The following is an 18,511-nucleotide window of genomic DNA, read 5'->3' as shown; positions in this document are numbered from 1 at the left end:
CGAATTTCCCGCACTGAGTTGCCGATCGTGTCGCGAACCACCCGTTTACTGACGTTGTTGCAAGTGCTTCGCGGTAAAAGCCGTCCGGTGACGGCGGCGACGCTGGCCGGCGAACTGGAGATTTCCGAGCGCACGCTGTACCGCGACATCGCCGAACTGACCGCACTGGGCGCGCCGATCTATGGCGAGGCGGGGATTGGCTACGTGTTGCGTAGCGGTCTGTTCCTGCCGCCGCTGATGCTCAATGCCGATGAAACCGAAGCCATCGTGTTGGGCTTGCGTTACGTGGATCAGCGCGGGGATGAGGTGCTGAGCAAAGCCGCCGCCGATGCCCTGGCCAAGATTGCCGCGGTGCTGGCGCCGGAAGCGCTGGATGCGCTGCACAACCCAACCGTCATGCCGGGACCGCCCGGTTATGGCTTTGCGCCGAATGCGGTGCCTTTGAATGTGTTTCGTCAAGCCATTCGCAATCAGGCCAAATTGCACATCGATTACGCCGATGCGCAGCAAGTGCCCAGTCAACGGTTGATCTGGCCATTGGCGTTGGGGTTTCTCAATGAAGTGCGAATCATCGTCGCCTGGTGCGAATTGCGCAGCGCGTATCGCACCTTTCGCACCGACCGGATTTCCCAAGCGAGCGAGCAGGGCGAGCGTTATCCGGGGCGCCGCAGTGACCTGCTGCGCACCTGGCGCAAGCAGATGCAACTGGATGATGCCGGGCGTTTCACTCCTGACAAGAACTGACACAGCGCTGTTTTAGCATGGCTCCAGAATCAACAAACAAGGAGTCGTAACATGTCCAATCCCGCCTCTGCACTGGCGCCTGCCATCGCCGCTTACATTGCCGCTGCCAACGCGCGCGACACCGCGCGGGTCGGCAGCTTTTTCGCCGAAGATGCCAATGTGTTCGATGAGGGCCAGCACCGCATCGGCACCCAGTCCATCGCCCAATGGATGCAGGACACTGCCGAACGTTACCAGCCACGGGTCGAAGTGCTCGGCGTGCAACAGCGCACGGGCAAAGTGCTGGTCAATGGCCTGATTTCCGGTTCGTTTCCCGGCAGCCCACTGCGACTGCGCTATATGTTTCGCCTGAATGAACAGGGCAAGATCGCCCGGCTGGACATTTCACTGTAGTCGTTGATGTCTGGTGGCATACTGCCGCGCATGAATGTCGACTCTCCCCTCAGTGCCTGGCAGCACGCCATTGAACAAAAGGGATTCGTCCAGGACGAAGCCCAGGAACATGCCGTCTGGGCCTTGCAAAAGTGTCATGAGGCGCTGCACGAAGGGCGCACGCCGATCAGTGGCGTGTACCTTTGGGGCCCGGTCGGGCGCGGCAAAACCTGGTTGATGGACCAGTTTTACCAGAACCTGCGGGTGCCGGCGCGGCGTCAGCACTTCCACCATTTCATGGGGTGGGTGCATCAACGCTCGTTTCAGCTGACCGGCACTGCCGACCCGTTGAAGGCGCTGGCGCGCGAACTCAGTGAAGAGGTGCGGGTGCTGTGTTTCGACGAGTTGTTCGTCAATGACATCGGTGACGCGATCATTCTCGGGCGCTTGTTTCAGGTGATGTTCGAGCAGGGCGTCGTCGTTGTCTGCACGTCCAATCTGCCCCCTGATCAGCTGTACGCGGAAGGCTTCAACCGCGACCGTTTCATGCCTGCCATCGCGGCGATCAAACAGCACATGCAGGTGATCGCGGTGGATGGCGGCGAAGATCATCGCCTGCATCCGGGGCAAGGTTTGCAACGATACTGGGTGGCAGCGCCGGGGCAACCCAGTGCGTTGGCAGAGGTGTTCAAGCTTTTGACCGTTGGCCAAGCGGTTTCCAGCGAGCCAATCAAGGTCGGTTACCGTTCACTGCCGGTGGTGCAGGCCAGTCAAACCGTGCTTTGGTGCCGGTACGCCGATCTCTGCGAACAGCCATTTGCCGCGATGGATTTCATGGCCCTGTGCGATACCTTCAGCGCTATCCTGTTGAGTGAAGTGCCCAACCTCAGCGCGCAAAAGCGGGCCGGACGCATCGCTCGGGGCACTGAAGACGCCGCTGTGCGGGTCGAGGCCGGTGACCGTGAATTGCCGCAGTTGTCGGTGCATGACGACGGTGTGCGGCGTTTCATCGCCCTGGTGGACGAGTGCTACGACCGCAAAGTGCCGCTGTATCTCGAGGCGCAGGTGCCGATGGATGCGCTGTATACCGAAGGCTATCTGGAATTCCCGTTCCGCCGCACCCTCAGTCGTCTACAGGAAATGCAGCTGCAACGTTTCGCCGAGGTTTGATATCCAGGAGGACTGACCATGAATCAACCTCTTTCGCACCACTTGCTGACCATGGCTTACCAGAACGCCTGGGCCAATCACCGACTGGCCAAGGCCTGGAGTCAATTGAGTCCGGACGATCTGGCCGCCCCTCGGGTCAGTTTCTTTCCCAGTATCCGCGCGACCCTCAACCACATCCTGACCTGTGACTGGTTCTACGTGGACGCCCTTGAGCGCGAATTGCGCGGTGATGAGCCGCATCCCGATTGCTTCGTGTTCTTCAAGGACGACGAGCCGTTCACATCAGCCCCGGACCTCAAGCGCGAGCAAGCGCAGGTCGACCGTCGATTGATCGCCTACTGCGAGCAACTGCGCGATGCCGACCTGGGCAAAGTCGTGACCATCGCCCGGGACACGCCGCAGCACGACAGTCGCTTGCGCATGCTCTCGCATCTGTTGGAGCACCAGATTCATCATCGAGGTCAGGTTCACGCGATGCTCAGCGGCACGTCAGTCAAGCCGCCGCAACTGGACGAGTTCTTCTGTGCCGGTGAGTCGCACCGGCGAGCCGAGGATTTTGCCGAGCTGGGGTGGACCGAAGCGTTGATCTGGGGACATTAGGATTAATCCGATTGTCGCCACAAAACGCTCGCGCTATCGTCGTGCGGCCTTCCAGTGCGAACTGCGCGCTGGGGTCATTTAATGTTTTCGAGGATGGAAATGGATTCCGCAGAAATACTTGTACTGCAAGCCAGCTTCACCAATCCGGTGCATGCCGAGGCGATCGGGCTGGTGCTGAACAGTTACGCCCAAGACCCGATGGGCGGCGGCCACGCCTTGCCTGCCGACGTTCTGGAGCAGTTGCCGGGCGAGCTGGCCAAGCGTGCGCATGCGTTCAGCGTGCTGGCCTTTGTCAACGGCGAGCCGGCGGGGCTGATCAATTGTTTTGAGGGGTTCTCGACCTTTGCCTGCCGGCCATTGGTCAACGTGCACGATGTGGCCGTGGTGCCAAAGTTTCGAGGATTGGGCCTGAGCCAGCGAATGTTACAAAAAGTCGAGGAAATCGCCCGCCAACGCGGTTGCTGCAAAATTACCCTGGAAGTGCTGGAAGGTAATGCGGTGGCGCAGGCGTCATACGGCAAGTTCGGTTTTACGCCTGGCGAGTTCGACCCGGCACACGGGCGCATGATGTTCTGGATCAAGCCACTTTAAGCTGTCTGCAGGGGCGAGGTTGCTCGCTCCTGCAGACAAGCAGTCAATCATTTCGGTCTGTAAGACTCGGTCACTTGCGCGGTTTGGTCGTCCGGAACGCGCAGTTCTTTCGCCTGTTCTGGCGTGATATTGCCCAGCGCCACTTGCTGGTTGTAATGCAGCGTTTCGTAGTAGTAGCGCATGCGTTCGGCGCCGCCTTCGGCAAAGGCGCTGGCGGAGCCCAACGTCATGAGGACGGCGAGGATCAACGTAGATCTTTTCATGGTGTGCCTCCCACTTACAGGTGTCGGATGCCTTTCGTCCATGAATCTATGAATCTATGAATCAAAATCGAGCCTCATTATCCGCCGATTCCGTTAAATGGGAATTAACATCGTCTACAGCTTCCAGTCCAGGCTCAGGGTCACCGTGCGCGGGTCACCCCAATACACACCGTTGTAGAAACCGACGTTGTCGTAGTACTTCTTGTCGAACAGGTTGTTGACGTTCAGCGAGGCCGACAGGTGTTCGTCGAATTGATAGCGCGACATCAGATTGACCACGGTATACGCCTCCTGCTCGATGTCCGTGCGTTCGGTAATCAGACTGCCATCGGCGCGTCGCCCGACCGGGCGATTGGCCGCGCGGTAAACGTCGCTCTGCCAGTTCACCGCGGCACCCACGGTCAACGCCTGCCACTCGCCGGGCAGGTGATACGCGGTCGAGAAGCGCAACATGTTCAGCGGTTGGTGGGTGTTGTTGCGCTGTTCTTCGCCGTTGGCTGAGTGCGTGTAGGTGTAACCGGCGGTCATGTTCCAGCCGTTCATGACTTCACCGGACAGCTCGGCTTCGAAGCCCTGCACCTTGTTGCCTTTGCCACCCGACTTATAGAACTCCTCACCGGTGACCGGGTCTGGCGGCACCGAGTCGTCCAGTTCTGCGACGTTGTCCTGCTTGCTCCAGAACAATGCGGTGGCCAGGTTCAGTCGCTCTTCCAGCAAGCTGCCCTTGAGACCCAGTTCATAGTTGCTGCCAACCACCGGCTCCAGGTATTTACGGCTGCTGTCGCGTTCGGCCTGCGGTTTGAAAATGTCGGTGTAGCTGACGTAAACGGTGTACTGCGCAGTGAGGTCGTATAGCAGGCCGGCGTAGGGTGTCCACATATCGTTGTGTTGCTGGCTGCTGTGATCGACGCCGCTCAGTTGAAGGTTGTCGTCATAGCGGTTGGTGGTGCTGGAGGCTTTCCAGCTGCCATAACGGGTGCCGAGTACCGCGTGCAGTTCATCGGTCAGGTTCAGGCGCGTGGCCAGGTAACCCGCCTTTTGCCGGGTGTAGTCCCTGGCTCCGGTCAGGCGGGTGACGGTGTCGGGGAATTTGCCGATGTTGCCCATGTATTTCCAGTCGGGGACATTTTCGTAATCCGCTGCTCGCGGGCCGTCCACCGTGTAGGGCGATTCTTCACGGCGCTCGGCCTCGCCATACCCGACCATCAATTTGTGTTCGCGACCCAGCAGCGAATACGGGCCGGAAACGTTGAAGTCATAGGCCTTCATTTTCTGCGTGCCGATCATATGGCTGACGTTGGCGAACATGCCGCTGCGATCCGCGTTCGGGAAGCCGCCACCGCCGTAATAGATCTTGCCGTCGGTATCGCTTTCGCGATGGGTGTATGCCGCCTTCAATTGCCATCCACCACCGAGTTGGTGATCGAGGTTGGCGAACGCGGTTTTGTCCTTGAGCGGCCAGGAGCTCCAGGACGTGGCCATGTTGGTCGAGCGCCCGAGGTTGGCCGTGCCGCCATCGGAATTCCAGTACGGCACGGTGCCCCAGGATGTGCCCTGGACGTGCTTGTTCTGATAGTCGTAACCCACCGCCAACACCGTGTCGTCGGTGAGGTCTGCTTCCAGGACCCCGTAACCGACTTCCCGCTGCTGCTGGTATTTGTCCCGGTACGAATCGCTGTCGCGATAGGCCACCACGCCGCGTCCGCGCAGGCGTCCCTCAAAGGCCAGCGGACCGCCGACGTCGAGGTAGCTGTAGTAATCGTCATAGCTGCCACCGCTGACCCCGGTCTTGGCTTCCCATTGCGAAGTCGGGCGTTTACGCACCATATTGATGGTGGCCGATGGATCGCCAGCACCGGTGGTCAAACCGGTTGCGCCGCGAACCACTTCGATGCGGTCGTAGATGATGGTGTCGGAATCGGACTTCATGTAGCTGAAGGTATTCAACATCCCGTCAATCTGGAAATTATTGATCGAGTAGCCACGGGAGGAATAGCTGACCCGGTCCGAGTCATTGTGCTGGACCACCACGCCGGTGGTCTGGCTCATGGCTTCGGACAATGTACTCAGCTTGAAATCGTCCATTTGCTGGCGAGTGACCACCGACACCGATTGCGGCGTTTCCTTGATCGACAGGTTCAGGCGGGTCGCCGTGCTCATGGAGCCGGTGGTGTATGAGTCGGTGTCTTCGGTGGTGCTGCCCAGGTTCTGGGCGGTGACGTTGGTGGCACCGAGCAGGAGCGTGGGCGCCAATGGCGTTGTCTCTTTCTCGGTTTCAGCCAGCAAATCCGGGCTCAGTGCGGCACCGCACAGGCCAAGGGTAAAAGTCATGGAACGGGTGATAGGCGCGAACATCGCAGCCGACTCCTTGTCGTCTAGGGGAAAATTCCGTTTGTTCAAAGACGAAGGAGGGTGGAGAGATTTAGGGTTAAACGAGAATAATTATTATCTTTGGGGTTTTCGGCCGCACAAAAACCACTGTAGGCGCGAGCCTGCTCGCGCCTACAGTGGTTGTAATTACTTCTGTACGACTTCTGCTACCGCCGGTTTCGGCTTGATCAAGCTGAAATCAATCAACGGCCGCTGCTGCCGTTCGTACGGGTTGCCGATCATCAATGGCCGTGGTTTGAAGCTGTCGCTGACCAGGCTCTTGCTGTGATCGAGTTCATCGAAGTTCAGGCCTGCCAGATCCGCCCAGGTGTGGATCAGCTGCGAGCTGCTGTACGGCCTGCTCACGTCAGCGGCAAAGCTCCAGTCGTGGGTTTCGCGCCACTTCGGTGAAGCCCAGGCCATGAACGGAATGGTGTACATCGGCGCGGTCGGTTTGCTTTCGTTGCGGCCAAGGGTGTTGTGACCTGCGGAGTCGAACACATCCTCACCGTGGTCGGAGAGGTACATCAGGAAGCCGTTCGGATCAGTCTTGGCATAGTCCTTGATCAGGCTCGACACCACGAAGTCGTTGTACAGCACCGCGTTGTCGTAGCTGTTGTACGTCGGCAGTTGATCGTCACGCACGCCGGCCGGAACGCCATTGCGGTCCTTGAACTTGTCGAAGGTCGAAGGGTAGCGGTACTGATAGCTCATGTGCGTGCCGAGCAAATGCACCACGATCAGCTTGCGCGGCGCAGCGTCGGCCAGGGCTTTGTTGAACGGCTCGATCACATCGCCATCGTACTGGGCGGCGTTCTGGTTGCGGTTGTTGTTGAGGTACACCTGCTCGTCGGCCTGCTGGGAGAAGGTCGTGAGCATGGTGTTGCGCTTGGTCATGGTCTGCTGGTTGGTGATCCAGAAGGTCTTGTAACCGGCCTGTTTCATCATGCTGACCAGCGATGGCGTCGACAGGTACAGCTCGGGATTGTCTTCGTCGGCGAAGGTCAGCACCTGCTGCAGCGCCTCGATGGTGTAGGGGCGCGGCGTGATGACGTTGTCGAAGACCGCCAGTTGATCCTTGAGCTTGTCCAGTTCCGGCGTGGTTTCGCGCGGGTAGCCGTACAGGCTCATGCGCTGACGGTTGGTGGACTCGCCGATTACCAGCACCAGGGTCGACGGCTGGTTGGCCATCGAATCCTTGAGATTGTGCAACGGCGGGATGTTGCTGGCACTGTTCAGCATTTCCTGCATGCCGGCCAGGGTATCCAGGTAGCGGTGATAGGCCACGGCCATCTGCCATGGCACTGCCGGCTCGATGCGGGTTTCGAACTTCTCGAAGCCACTGGCAAAGCTGCCGGTGCGCAGGGTTTGCTTGATCAGCGGATAACCGATCACGGCAACCAGGATCGCAGTCGCCGCCACCAGCGCGCGACCGCGCGGTAGGTACACCGGGCGCAGGCGGGTCCAGAGGAACCAGGCGAATGCGGTATGCGCGATGAACGCGACCACCATCCACCAGGCGAAGTACTGAGTCATGTACTCGCCGGCTTCAGACACGTTCGACTCGAACATGATGAAGATGACGCTTTGCGAAAATTCCTGTTGGTAGATGAAGAAGTAGCCGAGGCTGGCCATGGAGCAGGCCCAGAGCACCACACCGATCACGGCGGCCAGCAAACGCGTGCGCTTGGGGAACAACAGCATCGGCGCCAGCCAGATCGCGCTCATCACAAACGCCTGGCGGAACCCGGTAAAACCGGAGGTGCCTGTCAGTTGAATCAGCAGTTGGGTAATGCCGGAGAAATACCAGAAGAACAGGAACAGCCAGAGAAACCCCGCCCAATCGAAACCTTTCGCAGACATTTCGCTGCGTTTAAACCAAGCCATTCATTGCTCCAGCCAAAGATAACTTCCACCGCCAGGCCACAAAAGTCGCCGACGAACGGGAGGCGCGCGCATACCGAGCGGCCACAATGAACCGGAGTATCAATAAGGGGATGTGAAAAGTTCGTGAGTTGCCGGAACCGGCGAAGGACGATGGCAAGCGGAAACAGCTCGGGGCTGTTTCCGGTTCAGGAGAGGGTGTCAGGCGTGAGGGGCGCGTTGGGTCACGGGTAAGGGCTGTTGACCCTGGATCAGCAGGCGTAACTGCGCCAGTTCCTGTTTCAACTGGTCGCGCTCGTCTTTCAACTGGCGCAATTCGTCACGACGGATTGTGACGTAAAGGGTTTGTGCTGGCAGTGCGGTGTGTACTGTGCCCATTGCTCACCTCGCAAATGGCGTGTCTCAACTGTAGAACCGCCTGAAATCAGCGGTAGATCTACTATCGGCGCCAATTTTGATTTCTTTTGCCCGTGAAGGGAACTTTTTTATTTTTCATGGTCGTTGTGTCTTCGGTACGATTCCCGACGTTATCCATCTGGATCGGGCACAATGCCCGGAAACTTCACGCCAGCGCTCTGGACTAACCCTCATTAGTCGCGTTGGGCTATAACCTTTGACACACATTTATTTGTAGTAGGGAGCATCAGCACATGCAACTCGGGATTATTGGACTGGGCCGCATGGGCGGAAATATTGCGCGACGCCTGATGCTCAACGGGCATACCACCGTTGTGTACGACCGCAATACCGCCTTCGTCGAAACCTTGACCCAAGAGGGTGCCACCGGCGTAGCCGATTTGTCGGCCCTGGTCGCTGGCCTGGCCAAGCCGCGTGCGGTGTGGGTCATGTTGCCGGCAGGCGCACCGACCGAAGACACCATCGACACCCTGAGCACCTTGCTCGACGCCGGCGATACCATCATCGACGGCGGCAACACGTTCTATAAGGACGATATCCGCCGGGCAAAAACCCTTTCGGAGAAGGGCCTGCACTACGTCGACGTCGGTACTTCCGGTGGCGTCTGGGGCTTGGAGCGCGGCTATTGCATGATGATCGGCGGTGATGCCGAAAACGTTAAGCGCCTTGATCCGCTGTTCAAAAGCCTGGCGCCGGGCATGGGCGACATTCCGCGTACCAAGGACCGCAAGTCTGACGACGAGCGCGCGGAGCAAGGCTACATTCATGCCGGCCCAGCGGGCGCCGGGCATTTTGTGAAGATGATCCACAACGGCATCGAGTACGGAATGATGCAGGCCTTCGCCGAGGGCTTCGATATCCTCAAAACCAAAAACAGCGAGAGCCTGCCGCAAGATCAGCGTTTTGACCTGAACGTTGCCGACATCGCTGAAGTCTGGCGCCGTGGCAGTGTCGTGTCCTCGTGGTTGCTCGACCTGACCGCCGACGCGCTGGCCGGCGACCCGAAACTCGACGGTTTCTCCGGCTCCGTAGCCGATAGCGGTGAAGGTCAATGGACCATCGAAGCCGCCATGGAGCAAGCCGTGCCGGTACCGGTGCTGTCGAACTCGCTGTTCTCCCGCTATCGTTCCCGTGGTCAAGGCACCTTTGGCGACAAGATTCTTTCGGCCCAGCGCTTCGGCTTCGGCGGCCATGTGGAGACACCGAAAAAATGACCCATGCGATCCGCAGAAAATCCAAGACTGAACCCGCACCACCTACCACGCTGTTTCTGTTCGGCGCCCACGGTGATCTGGTCAAGCGCCTGCTGATGCCGGCGCTGTACAACCTCAAGCGCGACGGTTTACTCGGGGATGGACTGCGGATCATCGGCGTTGACCACAACGCCATCAGCGATGAAGGCTTCGCGAAAAAACTCGAAGACTTCATTCGCAACGAGGTGGCCACCAAGGTCGGCAAGGATGATCAGTCTCTCGATCCGGACTTGTGGGCTCAGCTCGCAAAAAACATCAGCTACGTCCAGGGCGACTTCCTGGACGACAGCACTTATCAAGCGCTGGCGGCGAAAATCGCCGGCAGCGGCACAGGCAATGCGGTGTTCTACCTGGCCACCGCACCGCGTTTCTTCAGTGAAGTCGTTCGGCGCCTCGGTGCTTCCGGTTTGCTGGAAGAAACGCCCGAGGCGTTCAGAAGGGTGGTGATCGAAAAGCCTTTCGGCTCCGATCTGCCAACCGCAGAAGCCTTGAACGCTTGCCTGCTCAAGGTCATGACCGAGAAGCAGATCTATCGCATCGATCATTACCTGGGCAAGGAAACGGTGCAGAACATCCTGGTCAGCCGGTTCTCCAACAGCTTGTTCGAAGCGTTCTGGAACAACCACTACATTGACCATGTGCAGATCACCGCCGCCGAAACCGTCGGCGTGGAAACCCGCGGCAGTTTCTACGAACACACCGGCGCCCTGCGGGACATGGTGCCCAATCACCTGTTCCAGTTGCTGGCGATGGTTGCTATGGAGCCACCGGCCGCTTTTGGCGCCGATGCGGTGCGTGGTGAGAAGGCCAAGGTTGTCGGTGCGATTCGTCCCTGGTCAGTCGAGGAGGCACGGGCCAATTCAGTCCGCGGCCAATACGCTGCGGGCGAGGTCGACGGCAAGCCTCTGCCGGGTTATCGCCAGGAAGAAAAGGTCGCGCCTGACAGCAACACCGAGACCTATGTCGCGCTCAAGGTGATGATCGACAACTGGCGCTGGGTCGGCGTGCCGTTCTACCTGCGCACCGGCAAGCGCATGAGCGTGCGCGACACCGAGATTGTCATCTGCTTCAAACCCGCACCGTATGCGCAGTTCCGCGATACCGAGGTCGACGAGCTGCAGCCGACTTACCTGCGCATCCAGATCCAGCCCAACGAAGGCATGTGGTTCGATCTGCTGGCCAAACGGCCGGGCCAGAGCCTGAAGATGGATAACATCGAATTGGGTTTCGCCTACAAGGATTTCTTCGAGATGCAGCCGTCCACCGGCTACGAAACCCTGATCTACGATTGCCTGACCGGTGATCAGACACTGTTCCAGCGTGCCGACAACATTGAAAACGGCTGGCGTGCGGTGCAGCCGTTTCTCGATGCCTGGCAGCAGGATGCCACGGTGCAGCATTACGCCGCCGGCGAAAACGGGCCGAAGGCCGCTGAAGCGTTGCTGACTCGCGATGGTCGCGTCTGGCACGGTCTCGGATGAGTGAAACTGTCCGGTTTCTACTGAGTGACATGGACGGCACGTTGTTGCTGCCCGATCACAGCCTCAGCCAGCGCACCATCGATGCGGTCCGTTCATTGCGCGAGGCCGGTGTGCTGTTTAGCCTGGCCACGGGGCGACCGCCCAAGGCCATGCTGCAGACGATGGAAGCCTTGGGCGTCGATCTGCCAACGGCTGCTTTCAATGGCGGCACTCTCGTCCATCCCGATGGCAGTTTGCTGGTCGCGCATTACTTGCCAGCCACGGCGGCACTGATCACGTTGGCGCTGTTCGCCGATCAACCGGACATCGAAGTCTGGGTGTTCAGTGGCGGCGATTGGCTGGTGAAGGACCCGAACGGGCCCATGGTGCCACGTGAACAGCATGGACTCGGCTATCCGCCCGTGGTGGTCGGGAGCTTCGAGCCGTATCTGGCGCGCATCGACAAGATCGTCGCTGCCAGCAACAACACTGAACTGCTGATTGAACTGGAGGCGCAGCTGTTGCCGAAAGTCGACGATCAGGCCCAGGTTTCGCGTTCACAACCGGTGTATCTGGACGTGACTGCAATGAAAGCCAACAAGGGCGAGGCGTTGGCGACGCTGGCGGCGTTCCTCAACGTACCGTTGCAGCAAACCGCAGCCATGGGCGATGGCGGCAACGACCCGGCGATGTTTCGCGTGGCGGGATTGTCGATTGCGATGGGGCAGGCGGAAGACGCGGTGAAGTGTCAGGCGGATGTGGTGACGGGCAGCAATGCTGAAGATGGCGCTGCTCAGGCAATCGAGCGCTACATCCTCCCTCAATAAACACACATAACAATGTAGGAGCGAGCCTGCTCGCTCCTACATCGGGTCCGTGTTTACAGCCAGAAACTCACCCCATACCAGCCCAGGGCGCCCATCACCACGGTGTACGGCAATGCCATCCACACCATCCGCCCGTAGGACAAGCGAATCAGCGGCGCAATCGCCGACGTCAGCAGAAACAGGAACGCAGCCTGGCCATTCGGAGTGGCCACGCTTGGCAGGTTGGTGCCGGTGTTGATCGCAATGGCCAATGTCTCAAAATGCTCGCGGGTCATTTCACCGGCAAGGAACGCGCGTTTGACTTCAGTGATGTAAATGGTCGCCACGAACACGTTGTCGCTAATGGCCGAGAGCAATCCGTTGGCGATGAACAGCATGCCCGGCTGCTGATCGGCCGGCAGGGCCAGGACCCACTGGATCAGTGGCGTGAACAGGTGTTGATCGTGAATCACCGCCACCACGGCGAAAAACACCACCAGCAATGCAGTGAACGGCATGGCATCCTTGAATGCGGTGCCGAGGCGGTGCTCGTCAGTAATGCCGGTGAACGCAGTGATCAACACAATCACCATCAGGCCGATCAGCCCCACTTCCGCGACATGAAACGCCAGGCCGGCAATCAGGATCAGAGCGGCCACACCCTGCACGATAAGTGCTGAACGCTGGCGTGAGGTACGCACGGCGTTGTCTTCGTCAGCGTAGTTGGCCAGCACGGCGCGTACGTTGTCCGGCAGTAGCGTGCCGTAACCGAACCAGCGCACCTTCTCCAGAATGACGCAGGTCACCAGGCCTGCCACCAGCACTGGCAGGGACACCGGAGCGACCTGCAGGAAAAACTCAGAGAAGTGCCAGCCCATCTCATGGCCGATCAGCAGGTTCTGCGGTTCGCCCACCAGCGTACAAACACCACCCAGCGCCGTGCCGACCGCGCCATGCATCAGCAGGCTGCGCAGGAAAGCACGGAACTGATCCAGGTCACCATGATGAAGCGTGGGCAAGTTCTGGTCATCGCCGTACTCGCTGTCCTGGCGCGGATCGGTGCCGGAGGCCACCCGGTGATACACCGAATAGAAACCTACGGCGGCACTGATGATCACGGCGGTGACAGTCAATGCATCGAGAAACGCCGACAGGAACGCCGACAAAAAGCAGAACATCAACGCCAGAAGCGCCTTGGAGCGAACGCCAAGCAGCAGGCGCGAGAACAGAAACAACAGCAGGTCTTTCATGAAGTAGATGCCCGCCACCATGAACATCAGCAGCAGGATCACCGGGAAGTTGTGCACCAACTCGTCATAGAGCGCCTGAGGCGTGGTCATTTTCAGCAACAGCGCTTCGACCATCAACAAACCACCCGGCATCAGCGGATAACATTTGAGCGCCATGGCCAGGGTAAAAATGAACTCCAGCACCAACAGCCAACCCGCTGCCACTGGACCGACAGTCCAGAGAACCAGGGCATTGAGAATGAGGAAACCGACGATACAGGCCTTATACCAACGGGGTGAGTTGCCGAGAAAGTTATGCGCGAACGCCTTGGCCATGGAACCGGACATCGGCTACTCCTTATCTTTAGAAGCGCGCAAGTTGCCGTAACCGGAACAGAAGATCAAGCGTATGAACAATCAATCTTGCTAACCCATATAGCGCGCGACGACGGCCCGATAGTTGCCATCTAATGAGTAGCCTCCAACAACGATGTTTCCATCTGTCTGAACAGCCACTGAAGTTGCCGTGTCGAGGCTGCGTCCCAGGCGTGTACGAATCCATCCGGTGCCGTTGCCAAATTCACAGTCGAGTTGTCCATCAGCCAGGTAGCGGCCAAGAATAAAGTCGGCCTCGACACCACCAATGGTTGCTCCGGCCGTGACCACACTGCCATCCGGTTGTATCTGGGCGGCGGTCCAATGGCAGCCGCTGCGGCCGATTTCCAGCAACTGTGACAGACCGTCGTTACAGTGAGTGTCTGGCCGGCCATTGCTGTGCACCCTCAGTGACAGACAGCGCATTGGATCACGGCTACTGCCCAGACACTGTATGTCGCCGTTGTCTTGCTGGACGATCTGGCTGACCTGCGCACTTTGCTCCAGGGCCGTGAAGCTCATGAAGCCATCCACGGCAAAACGCTCGTCAAGGCTGCCATCAGCCTGATAGCGAGCCAGCAAACCTTCTTCGGGGAAGTTGATCGAGCCACCCACCAGAATCCGACCGTCCTGTTGCAGCATCAGTGTGCTGAGCCAAGTGTTCATCAGTAAATGCCGAACGATGACGAAGCCGAGGCCATTGAAAGTCATGTCCAGCGAGCCGTCGCTATCCAGCCGCAAAAGCAGGCCGGTATGGTCCGCCAGTTCGAAGTGATGATTGGCGATCAACAGGATTCGACCGTCCTCTTGAATGCTCACATCACAGGCTTCGGCTCCAGGTACACCGGGTGGCAGCCAGGCATCACGAACCCCGTGGGACAGATTGCCGGGCAAGCGCACGACGCAGCGACCGTTGTCGCCAAACCCTTGGACCGGGCAGCCTTGCGGGTCAAACAATGCTAGAGCGGGGAGTGTGCGGTGGGCATTTTCGTAGTGCAGGCCAACGATCAGAATGTGGCCGTCGGGCAGCACCTTGACCTTGCCGGCCATGGCTTCGAAGCCAGGCTCGAATTGCCCGATAACGCTGCCTTGTTTGCCGAATGCCAAGTCCGCCGAACCGTCCTCCAGCAACCGGGCCAGCCCGAAGCGGCTGCCGTCCGGCATTCCGACCTTGGCCGCCACCAACAGGCGACCTTGTGGATCGATGGTGATGCTGTTGGCCATGCTTGAAACGCTGCCGGCGAAGTACACCTGGGTTTTGCCACCGTTGGCGAAAGCGGTATCCAGGATCCCGGTGTTACTGAAGGTTGTCGGGAAGGCCAAAACGGACTGGGTTGACATGCACGCATCTCCTTGCGAGTCGTCTTTGTCCAGGAGTTGGGATGGCGACTTTATAAGAAGAACATTCAATCCCTGAATGCGCGAATGCGCAACTGACCTAACTAACAGGCGGAGAGTCGCTGTGTGCCACAACAGTGTCTTTTCGAACCAATGGCAAGCGTGCAAAGAATTAAGTGTGCGCTAGTTAAAATATTTGAGTATTGCAAGTGTTGGTGCTCGTTAAAACCAGGCAACTAACGACAGCGGGTGGAAGGGCGCGGATTACTCCGGAGTAATCCGCAAAACGATCAGTGCGGCATCGACCACGATTGCAGTGTGTAACCTTCCTGGCTCAACTCTTCACGAGCCTGTTTCAGCAAGCGCTCAAGCTGCTCAGGGTCGGTGTAGGCGCTGCTTGGAATCTGCTTGCGGCCTATACTGTTGTTGGTGCGATCGATCACGGTCAGGCTGAGTTCGCCGTTGCCGTCCTGTGGCGCCCAGGCCACGCACTGAAAAGGCTGGAATGCGCGGTCGGCAATCAAAAGAGCTTCGTTGATACGGAGCGGGGCGTTCATAGGATGTTCTCTCAATATGCCCATTCAAGTGATGTGCCGACGGTTGGGCTTACCGTTCGGCAGGTTACTTGTACTGATGCCCGCAACCGGGGTTCGGGTCACACACAAACAAAAGAAATTTCAACTTTCTTTCGGATACCCGATGCAAGGCCATTTTTTGAAAGCTGAATGAAAGATTGAACTCGTTAGGTAACTAACAAAAGATATTCTTATAACGATTTGCGTAACAACCCTATAGTCAAACGGTACAAGGCCACGTCAAATTCTTGCTAATGTTACAGCCAAGTCCGCCAAATGACTGTTTTTAATAATATTTCCGAGAATTTGGCGCCAAGGAATCGTCATGAGCGAAGCGCTTGCCTTACGACGTCTGCTAGTGGTTGATCCCTGCGACGACTGCCATCGTTTATTACCGGGATTACGCTCTGTGGGTTGGGATGTTGACAGCTGTTCACTGGAACACGCTGCCGACCGAACCTGCGATGTGGGCTTGTTACGCTTGCAACCTTTTCATCTGGAGCGACCGGATGCCGTCAAAGAGCTGATCAGCCGCAGCGGCACCGAGTGGATTGCCGTTCTAACCCAAGATGTCCTGCGGTTGCAAAATGTCGGGGATTTCGTTTGCGAGTGGTTTTTCGATTTCCACACCCTGCCGTTCGACGTGTCACGGGTGCAGGTCACGCTGGGGCGGGCGTTCGGCATGGCCCGCCTGCGTGGGCAGGGCACGGTTCATATCGATCAGCCCGAACATGAACTATTGGGCGACAGCAAGCCGATCCGCGAGTTGCGCAAACTGCTGAGCAAATTGGCGCCCACCGAGTCTCCGATTTTGATTCGCGGTGAAAGCGGCACCGGTAAAGAATTGGTGGCCCGCACCCTGCACCGGCAGTCTCAGCGTCACAGTAAACCCTTTGTCGCGATAAACTGCGGCGCCATTCCCGAACACCTGATTCAGTCCGAACTGTTTGGCCACGAGAAAGGCGCTTTTACCGGCGCCCACCAACGCAAGGTCGGGCGGATCGAGGCGGCCAACAGCGGCACGCTTTTTCTCGATGAGATTGGCGATCTACCCTTGGAATTGCAGGCCAACCTGCTGCGTTTTCTTCAGGAAAAACACATCGAGCGGGTAGGCGGCAGCCAGCCGATACCAGTAGATGTACGTGTGTTGGCGGCGACTCACGTCGATCTTGAGGCCGCAATCGAGAAGAAACGTTTCCGTGAAGACCTTTATTATCGCCTGAACGTGTTACAGGTCGCGACCGCGCCCCTGCGTGAGCGCAATGGCGATCTGTCACTGCTGGCCAACCATTTTTCCCATTTCTACAGCCACGAAACCGGACGTCGTCCGCGCAGTTTCAGCGAAGATGCGCTAGTTGCCATGGGTAACCATGACTGGCCGGGCAATGTTCGCGAATTGGCCAATCGGGTTCGGCGCGGACTGGTGTTGGCTGAAGGCCGGCAGATCGAGGCTCGGGACCTGGGACTGATTAGCCACCAGTCCGTTGCCACGCCGATGGGCACGCTGGAAGACTACAAGCACCGGGCAGAGCGCCAGGCCTTGTGCGATGTTCTCAACCGCCACAGCGACAATTTGAGCATTGCCGCCAAGGTGCTGGGGATATCCAGGCCGACGTTCTACCGTTTGTTGCACAAGCATCAGATACGCTGAACTGCAGGTTTTTAACTGCAAGTTGCAGGTACAGCGCTGAGAAATTTACTGCCACCCACAAAAAACCGCCGAGAAGGCGGTTTTTTGTGGGTGCCCGATTAGAAGTAGTACGGGAATTTCAGGCTGAAGGAAAAGTCTGGCGAGTCTTCGGTCAGGCCGATGGACAGGTTGGGTACGATGGTCAGGTTATTGGTTGCTGCCAGGGTCATGCCGATGTTGAAGTTGGCCGAGTTGTAGTCACTGTTGGTAATCGATTGCCAATCCCCTCCGTCCGGTTTGATCTTGCTCTTGCGGGCAAACTGATCGGTGAACGAGAACGACATACTCATCTTCTCGTTCAAGGCGAATGCAATGCCGGCGCCGACTTGCCAGGAATCACCCAGTTTCACGTCGCCTTTGACCTTGGAGCCGACCTGAGGGCTGATGTCGCTGAAAGAGTCTTCCATGTTGTAGGTGTAGGACAGGCTGCCGAACAGCACGGCCGGGTCGAAGGTCTTGACCAGCGAGATACCTGGGGTGATCGCCCAGACACCATTGCCGGTAGGCAAGTCCTCGGGCACCGAGAGGTTATCGTTGCCAGGGTCATTGACCAGTTTGATGCCATAGGGGTCCTTGCCGGTCGGCGCTTTGATGCGCAGTGTAGCGACCGCGTCGGGCAGGTTCTCCGACTCATCCAGAAACTTGTACGCCACGCCAACGTTCACATCGCCAATGGTCGGATCGCGGGTGACGCTGGCGTCAGACGTTACCGGGCCTGCGCCACCGGCGCCTCCGGAGGAATACGTCGATTCGCGATAAACCACGGGCACGTTAATGTCGAATTGCCAACGCTGTGCCACGTTGTAGCGAGCGGTCAGGTCCAGTGTCCAGTTATCGGCCTTGATGCGGTCGAGGTTGATGTTGCCGAGAAAAATCGAGTCCAAAGCCAGGAAACCGTTGAGCGTCAGCGCCCGGGTGTCGTAGTGGGTATAGGTCAGGCCGGTTTCGACGCTGAACTTGCCGCCACCGAAGAACCCGCTGGCTTCGTCGTACAGGTTCGAAACGCTTTGTGCCGGTTCCGAGTCATCCTTGAGCGACTCCCCATAGGAACTGCCCGTGGTTCCGGGTGCACCGGTAGCCACTGTCTGGCCACCCCTGGTCGTTTCGGCGGGGGATTTGGTCAGGCGTTTGGGGGCGGGTGTCGCAGGTGCTGCTTCAACTTGGCGAACGCGCTGTTCGAGTACCATCAGCGCGTTCTGTTGTGCTTCGTAACGCTGTTTCAACTCCATGAGTTCTTGTTTTAGTGCTTCGACCTGGGGGTCCTGTGCTGCGTAAAGCATTGAGGCCGGGGCCAGGCTGCTCAAACAAACGAAAGCTCTAAACGTTAACGATCGGTGCATGGGTTAGCCGTCCCTTCTGACTACATCTGAATGA

General features: G+C 58.3%; 17 protein-coding genes. 9 read left to right on the top strand and 8 right to left on the bottom strand.

Annotation, left to right across the window (positions count from 1 at the left end; translation table 11 throughout):
• The first annotated feature begins 27 nt into the window (after nt 1-27).
• The 5 genes from ACNYC6_RS01155 (at nt 28) to ACNYC6_RS01135 (ending at nt 3,477) form a co-directional block, all read left to right on the top strand.
• The gene (locus ACNYC6_RS01155; protein ID WP_419710692.1) at nt 28-744 is read left to right on the top strand and encodes a helix-turn-helix transcriptional regulator; all 717 of its coding nucleotides are present in this window, start codon (nt 28-30) and stop codon (nt 742-744) included.
• A 51-nt stretch (nt 745-795) separates the two neighbouring features.
• Nucleotides 796-1,137, top strand: a complete 342-nt coding sequence (locus ACNYC6_RS01150; RefSeq protein ID WP_419710691.1) for a nuclear transport factor 2 family protein — start codon at nt 796-798, stop codon at nt 1,135-1,137.
• 30 nt (nt 1,138-1,167) lie between these two features.
• The gene (zapE, locus tag ACNYC6_RS01145; protein ID WP_419713053.1) at nt 1,168-2,286 is read left to right on the top strand and encodes a cell division protein ZapE; all 1,119 of its coding nucleotides are present in this window, start codon (nt 1,168-1,170) and stop codon (nt 2,284-2,286) included.
• 18 nt (nt 2,287-2,304) lie between these two features.
• Complete coding sequence (locus ACNYC6_RS01140; protein WP_419710690.1) at nt 2,305-2,886, top strand: DinB family protein; 582 nt, start codon at nt 2,305-2,307, stop codon at nt 2,884-2,886.
• A gap of 99 nt (nt 2,887-2,985) precedes the next feature.
• Entirely contained in the window at nt 2,986-3,477 is a 492-nt protein-coding gene (locus ACNYC6_RS01135; protein WP_419710689.1) for a GNAT family N-acetyltransferase, read from the top strand.
• 47 nt (nt 3,478-3,524) lie between these two features.
• On the opposite strand, the gene ACNYC6_RS01130 is transcribed toward ACNYC6_RS01135, so the two are convergent.
• The 4 genes from ACNYC6_RS01130 to ACNYC6_RS01115 all read right to left on the bottom strand — a co-directional run bounded on the left by ACNYC6_RS01130 (nt 3,525) and on the right by ACNYC6_RS01115 (nt 8,372).
• Nucleotides 3,525-3,740: a hypothetical protein gene (locus tag ACNYC6_RS01130; protein ID WP_419710688.1), complete on the bottom strand. Its 216-nt coding sequence runs from the start codon at nt 3,738-3,740 to the stop codon at nt 3,525-3,527.
• Between the two features lie 114 nt (nt 3,741-3,854).
• Nucleotides 3,855-6,095: a TonB-dependent siderophore receptor gene (locus ACNYC6_RS01125; RefSeq protein ID WP_419710687.1), complete on the bottom strand. Its 2,241-nt coding sequence runs from the start codon at nt 6,093-6,095 to the stop codon at nt 3,855-3,857.
• A gap of 162 nt (nt 6,096-6,257) precedes the next feature.
• Entirely contained in the window at nt 6,258-7,997 is a 1,740-nt protein-coding gene (locus ACNYC6_RS01120; protein ID WP_419710686.1) for a phosphoethanolamine transferase CptA, read from the bottom strand.
• Between the two features lie 198 nt (nt 7,998-8,195).
• On the bottom strand, nt 8,196-8,372 hold the full coding sequence (locus tag ACNYC6_RS01115) for a DUF6026 family protein (RefSeq protein WP_175645467.1): 177 nt from the start codon (nt 8,370-8,372) through the stop codon (nt 8,196-8,198).
• 272 nt (nt 8,373-8,644) lie between these two features.
• On the opposite strand from ACNYC6_RS01115, the gene gnd reads away from it, so the two are divergent.
• Genes gnd through ACNYC6_RS01100 form a run of 3 tightly spaced genes read left to right on the top strand, consistent with a single transcriptional unit; the run spans nt 8,645 to nt 11,951 of the window.
• Entirely contained in the window at nt 8,645-9,625 is a 981-nt protein-coding gene (gene gnd / locus ACNYC6_RS01110) for a phosphogluconate dehydrogenase (NAD(+)-dependent, decarboxylating) (protein WP_419710685.1), read from the top strand.
• Nucleotides 9,622-11,145, top strand: coding sequence for a glucose-6-phosphate dehydrogenase (zwf, locus tag ACNYC6_RS01105; RefSeq protein WP_419710684.1), 1,524 nt, complete (start codon nt 9,622-9,624; stop codon nt 11,143-11,145). Before gnd ends, zwf begins: the two co-directional genes overlap by 4 nt.
• Nucleotides 11,142-11,951 carry an HAD family hydrolase gene (locus ACNYC6_RS01100; RefSeq protein ID WP_419710683.1) on the top strand — a complete coding sequence of 270 codons (810 nt, stop codon included), beginning with the start codon at nt 11,142-11,144 and terminating at the stop codon, nt 11,949-11,951. Before zwf ends, ACNYC6_RS01100 begins: the two co-directional genes overlap by 4 nt.
• 53 nt (nt 11,952-12,004) lie before the next feature.
• On the opposite strand, the gene nhaB is transcribed toward ACNYC6_RS01100, so the two are convergent.
• The 3 genes from nhaB to ACNYC6_RS01085 form a co-directional block, all read right to left on the bottom strand.
• Nucleotides 12,005-13,507, bottom strand: a complete 1,503-nt coding sequence (nhaB, locus tag ACNYC6_RS01095; RefSeq protein WP_419710682.1) for a sodium/proton antiporter NhaB — start codon at nt 13,505-13,507, stop codon at nt 12,005-12,007.
• Nucleotides 13,508-13,585: 78 nt separating this feature from the next.
• A complete protein-coding gene (locus tag ACNYC6_RS01090; protein WP_419710681.1) occupies nt 13,586-14,875 on the bottom strand; it encodes a hypothetical protein in 1,290 nt (429 codons plus the stop codon).
• A 287-nt stretch (nt 14,876-15,162) separates the two neighbouring features.
• Nucleotides 15,163-15,429 (bottom strand): hypothetical protein, encoded by a 267-nt coding sequence (locus ACNYC6_RS01085; RefSeq protein ID WP_419710680.1) that lies wholly within the window; start codon nt 15,427-15,429, stop codon nt 15,163-15,165.
• Nucleotides 15,430-15,772: 343 nt separating this feature from the next.
• On the opposite strand from ACNYC6_RS01085, the gene ACNYC6_RS01080 reads away from it, so the two are divergent.
• Complete coding sequence (locus tag ACNYC6_RS01080) at nt 15,773-17,098, top strand: sigma 54-interacting transcriptional regulator (RefSeq protein WP_419710679.1); 1,326 nt, start codon at nt 15,773-15,775, stop codon at nt 17,096-17,098.
• Between the two features lie 98 nt (nt 17,099-17,196).
• On the opposite strand, the gene ACNYC6_RS01075 is transcribed toward ACNYC6_RS01080, so the two are convergent.
• Nucleotides 17,197-18,477, bottom strand: coding sequence for a hypothetical protein (locus ACNYC6_RS01075; protein ID WP_419710678.1), 1,281 nt, complete (start codon nt 18,475-18,477; stop codon nt 17,197-17,199).
• Nucleotides 18,478-18,511 lie beyond the last annotated feature (34 nt).

Origin of the sequence: Pseudomonas sp. NFX224 (assembly GCF_048565165.1) — a bacterium.
Taxonomy (GTDB): domain Bacteria; phylum Pseudomonadota; class Gammaproteobacteria; order Pseudomonadales; family Pseudomonadaceae; genus Aquipseudomonas.
This window is presented reverse-complemented; position numbering and strand designations above follow the sequence as displayed.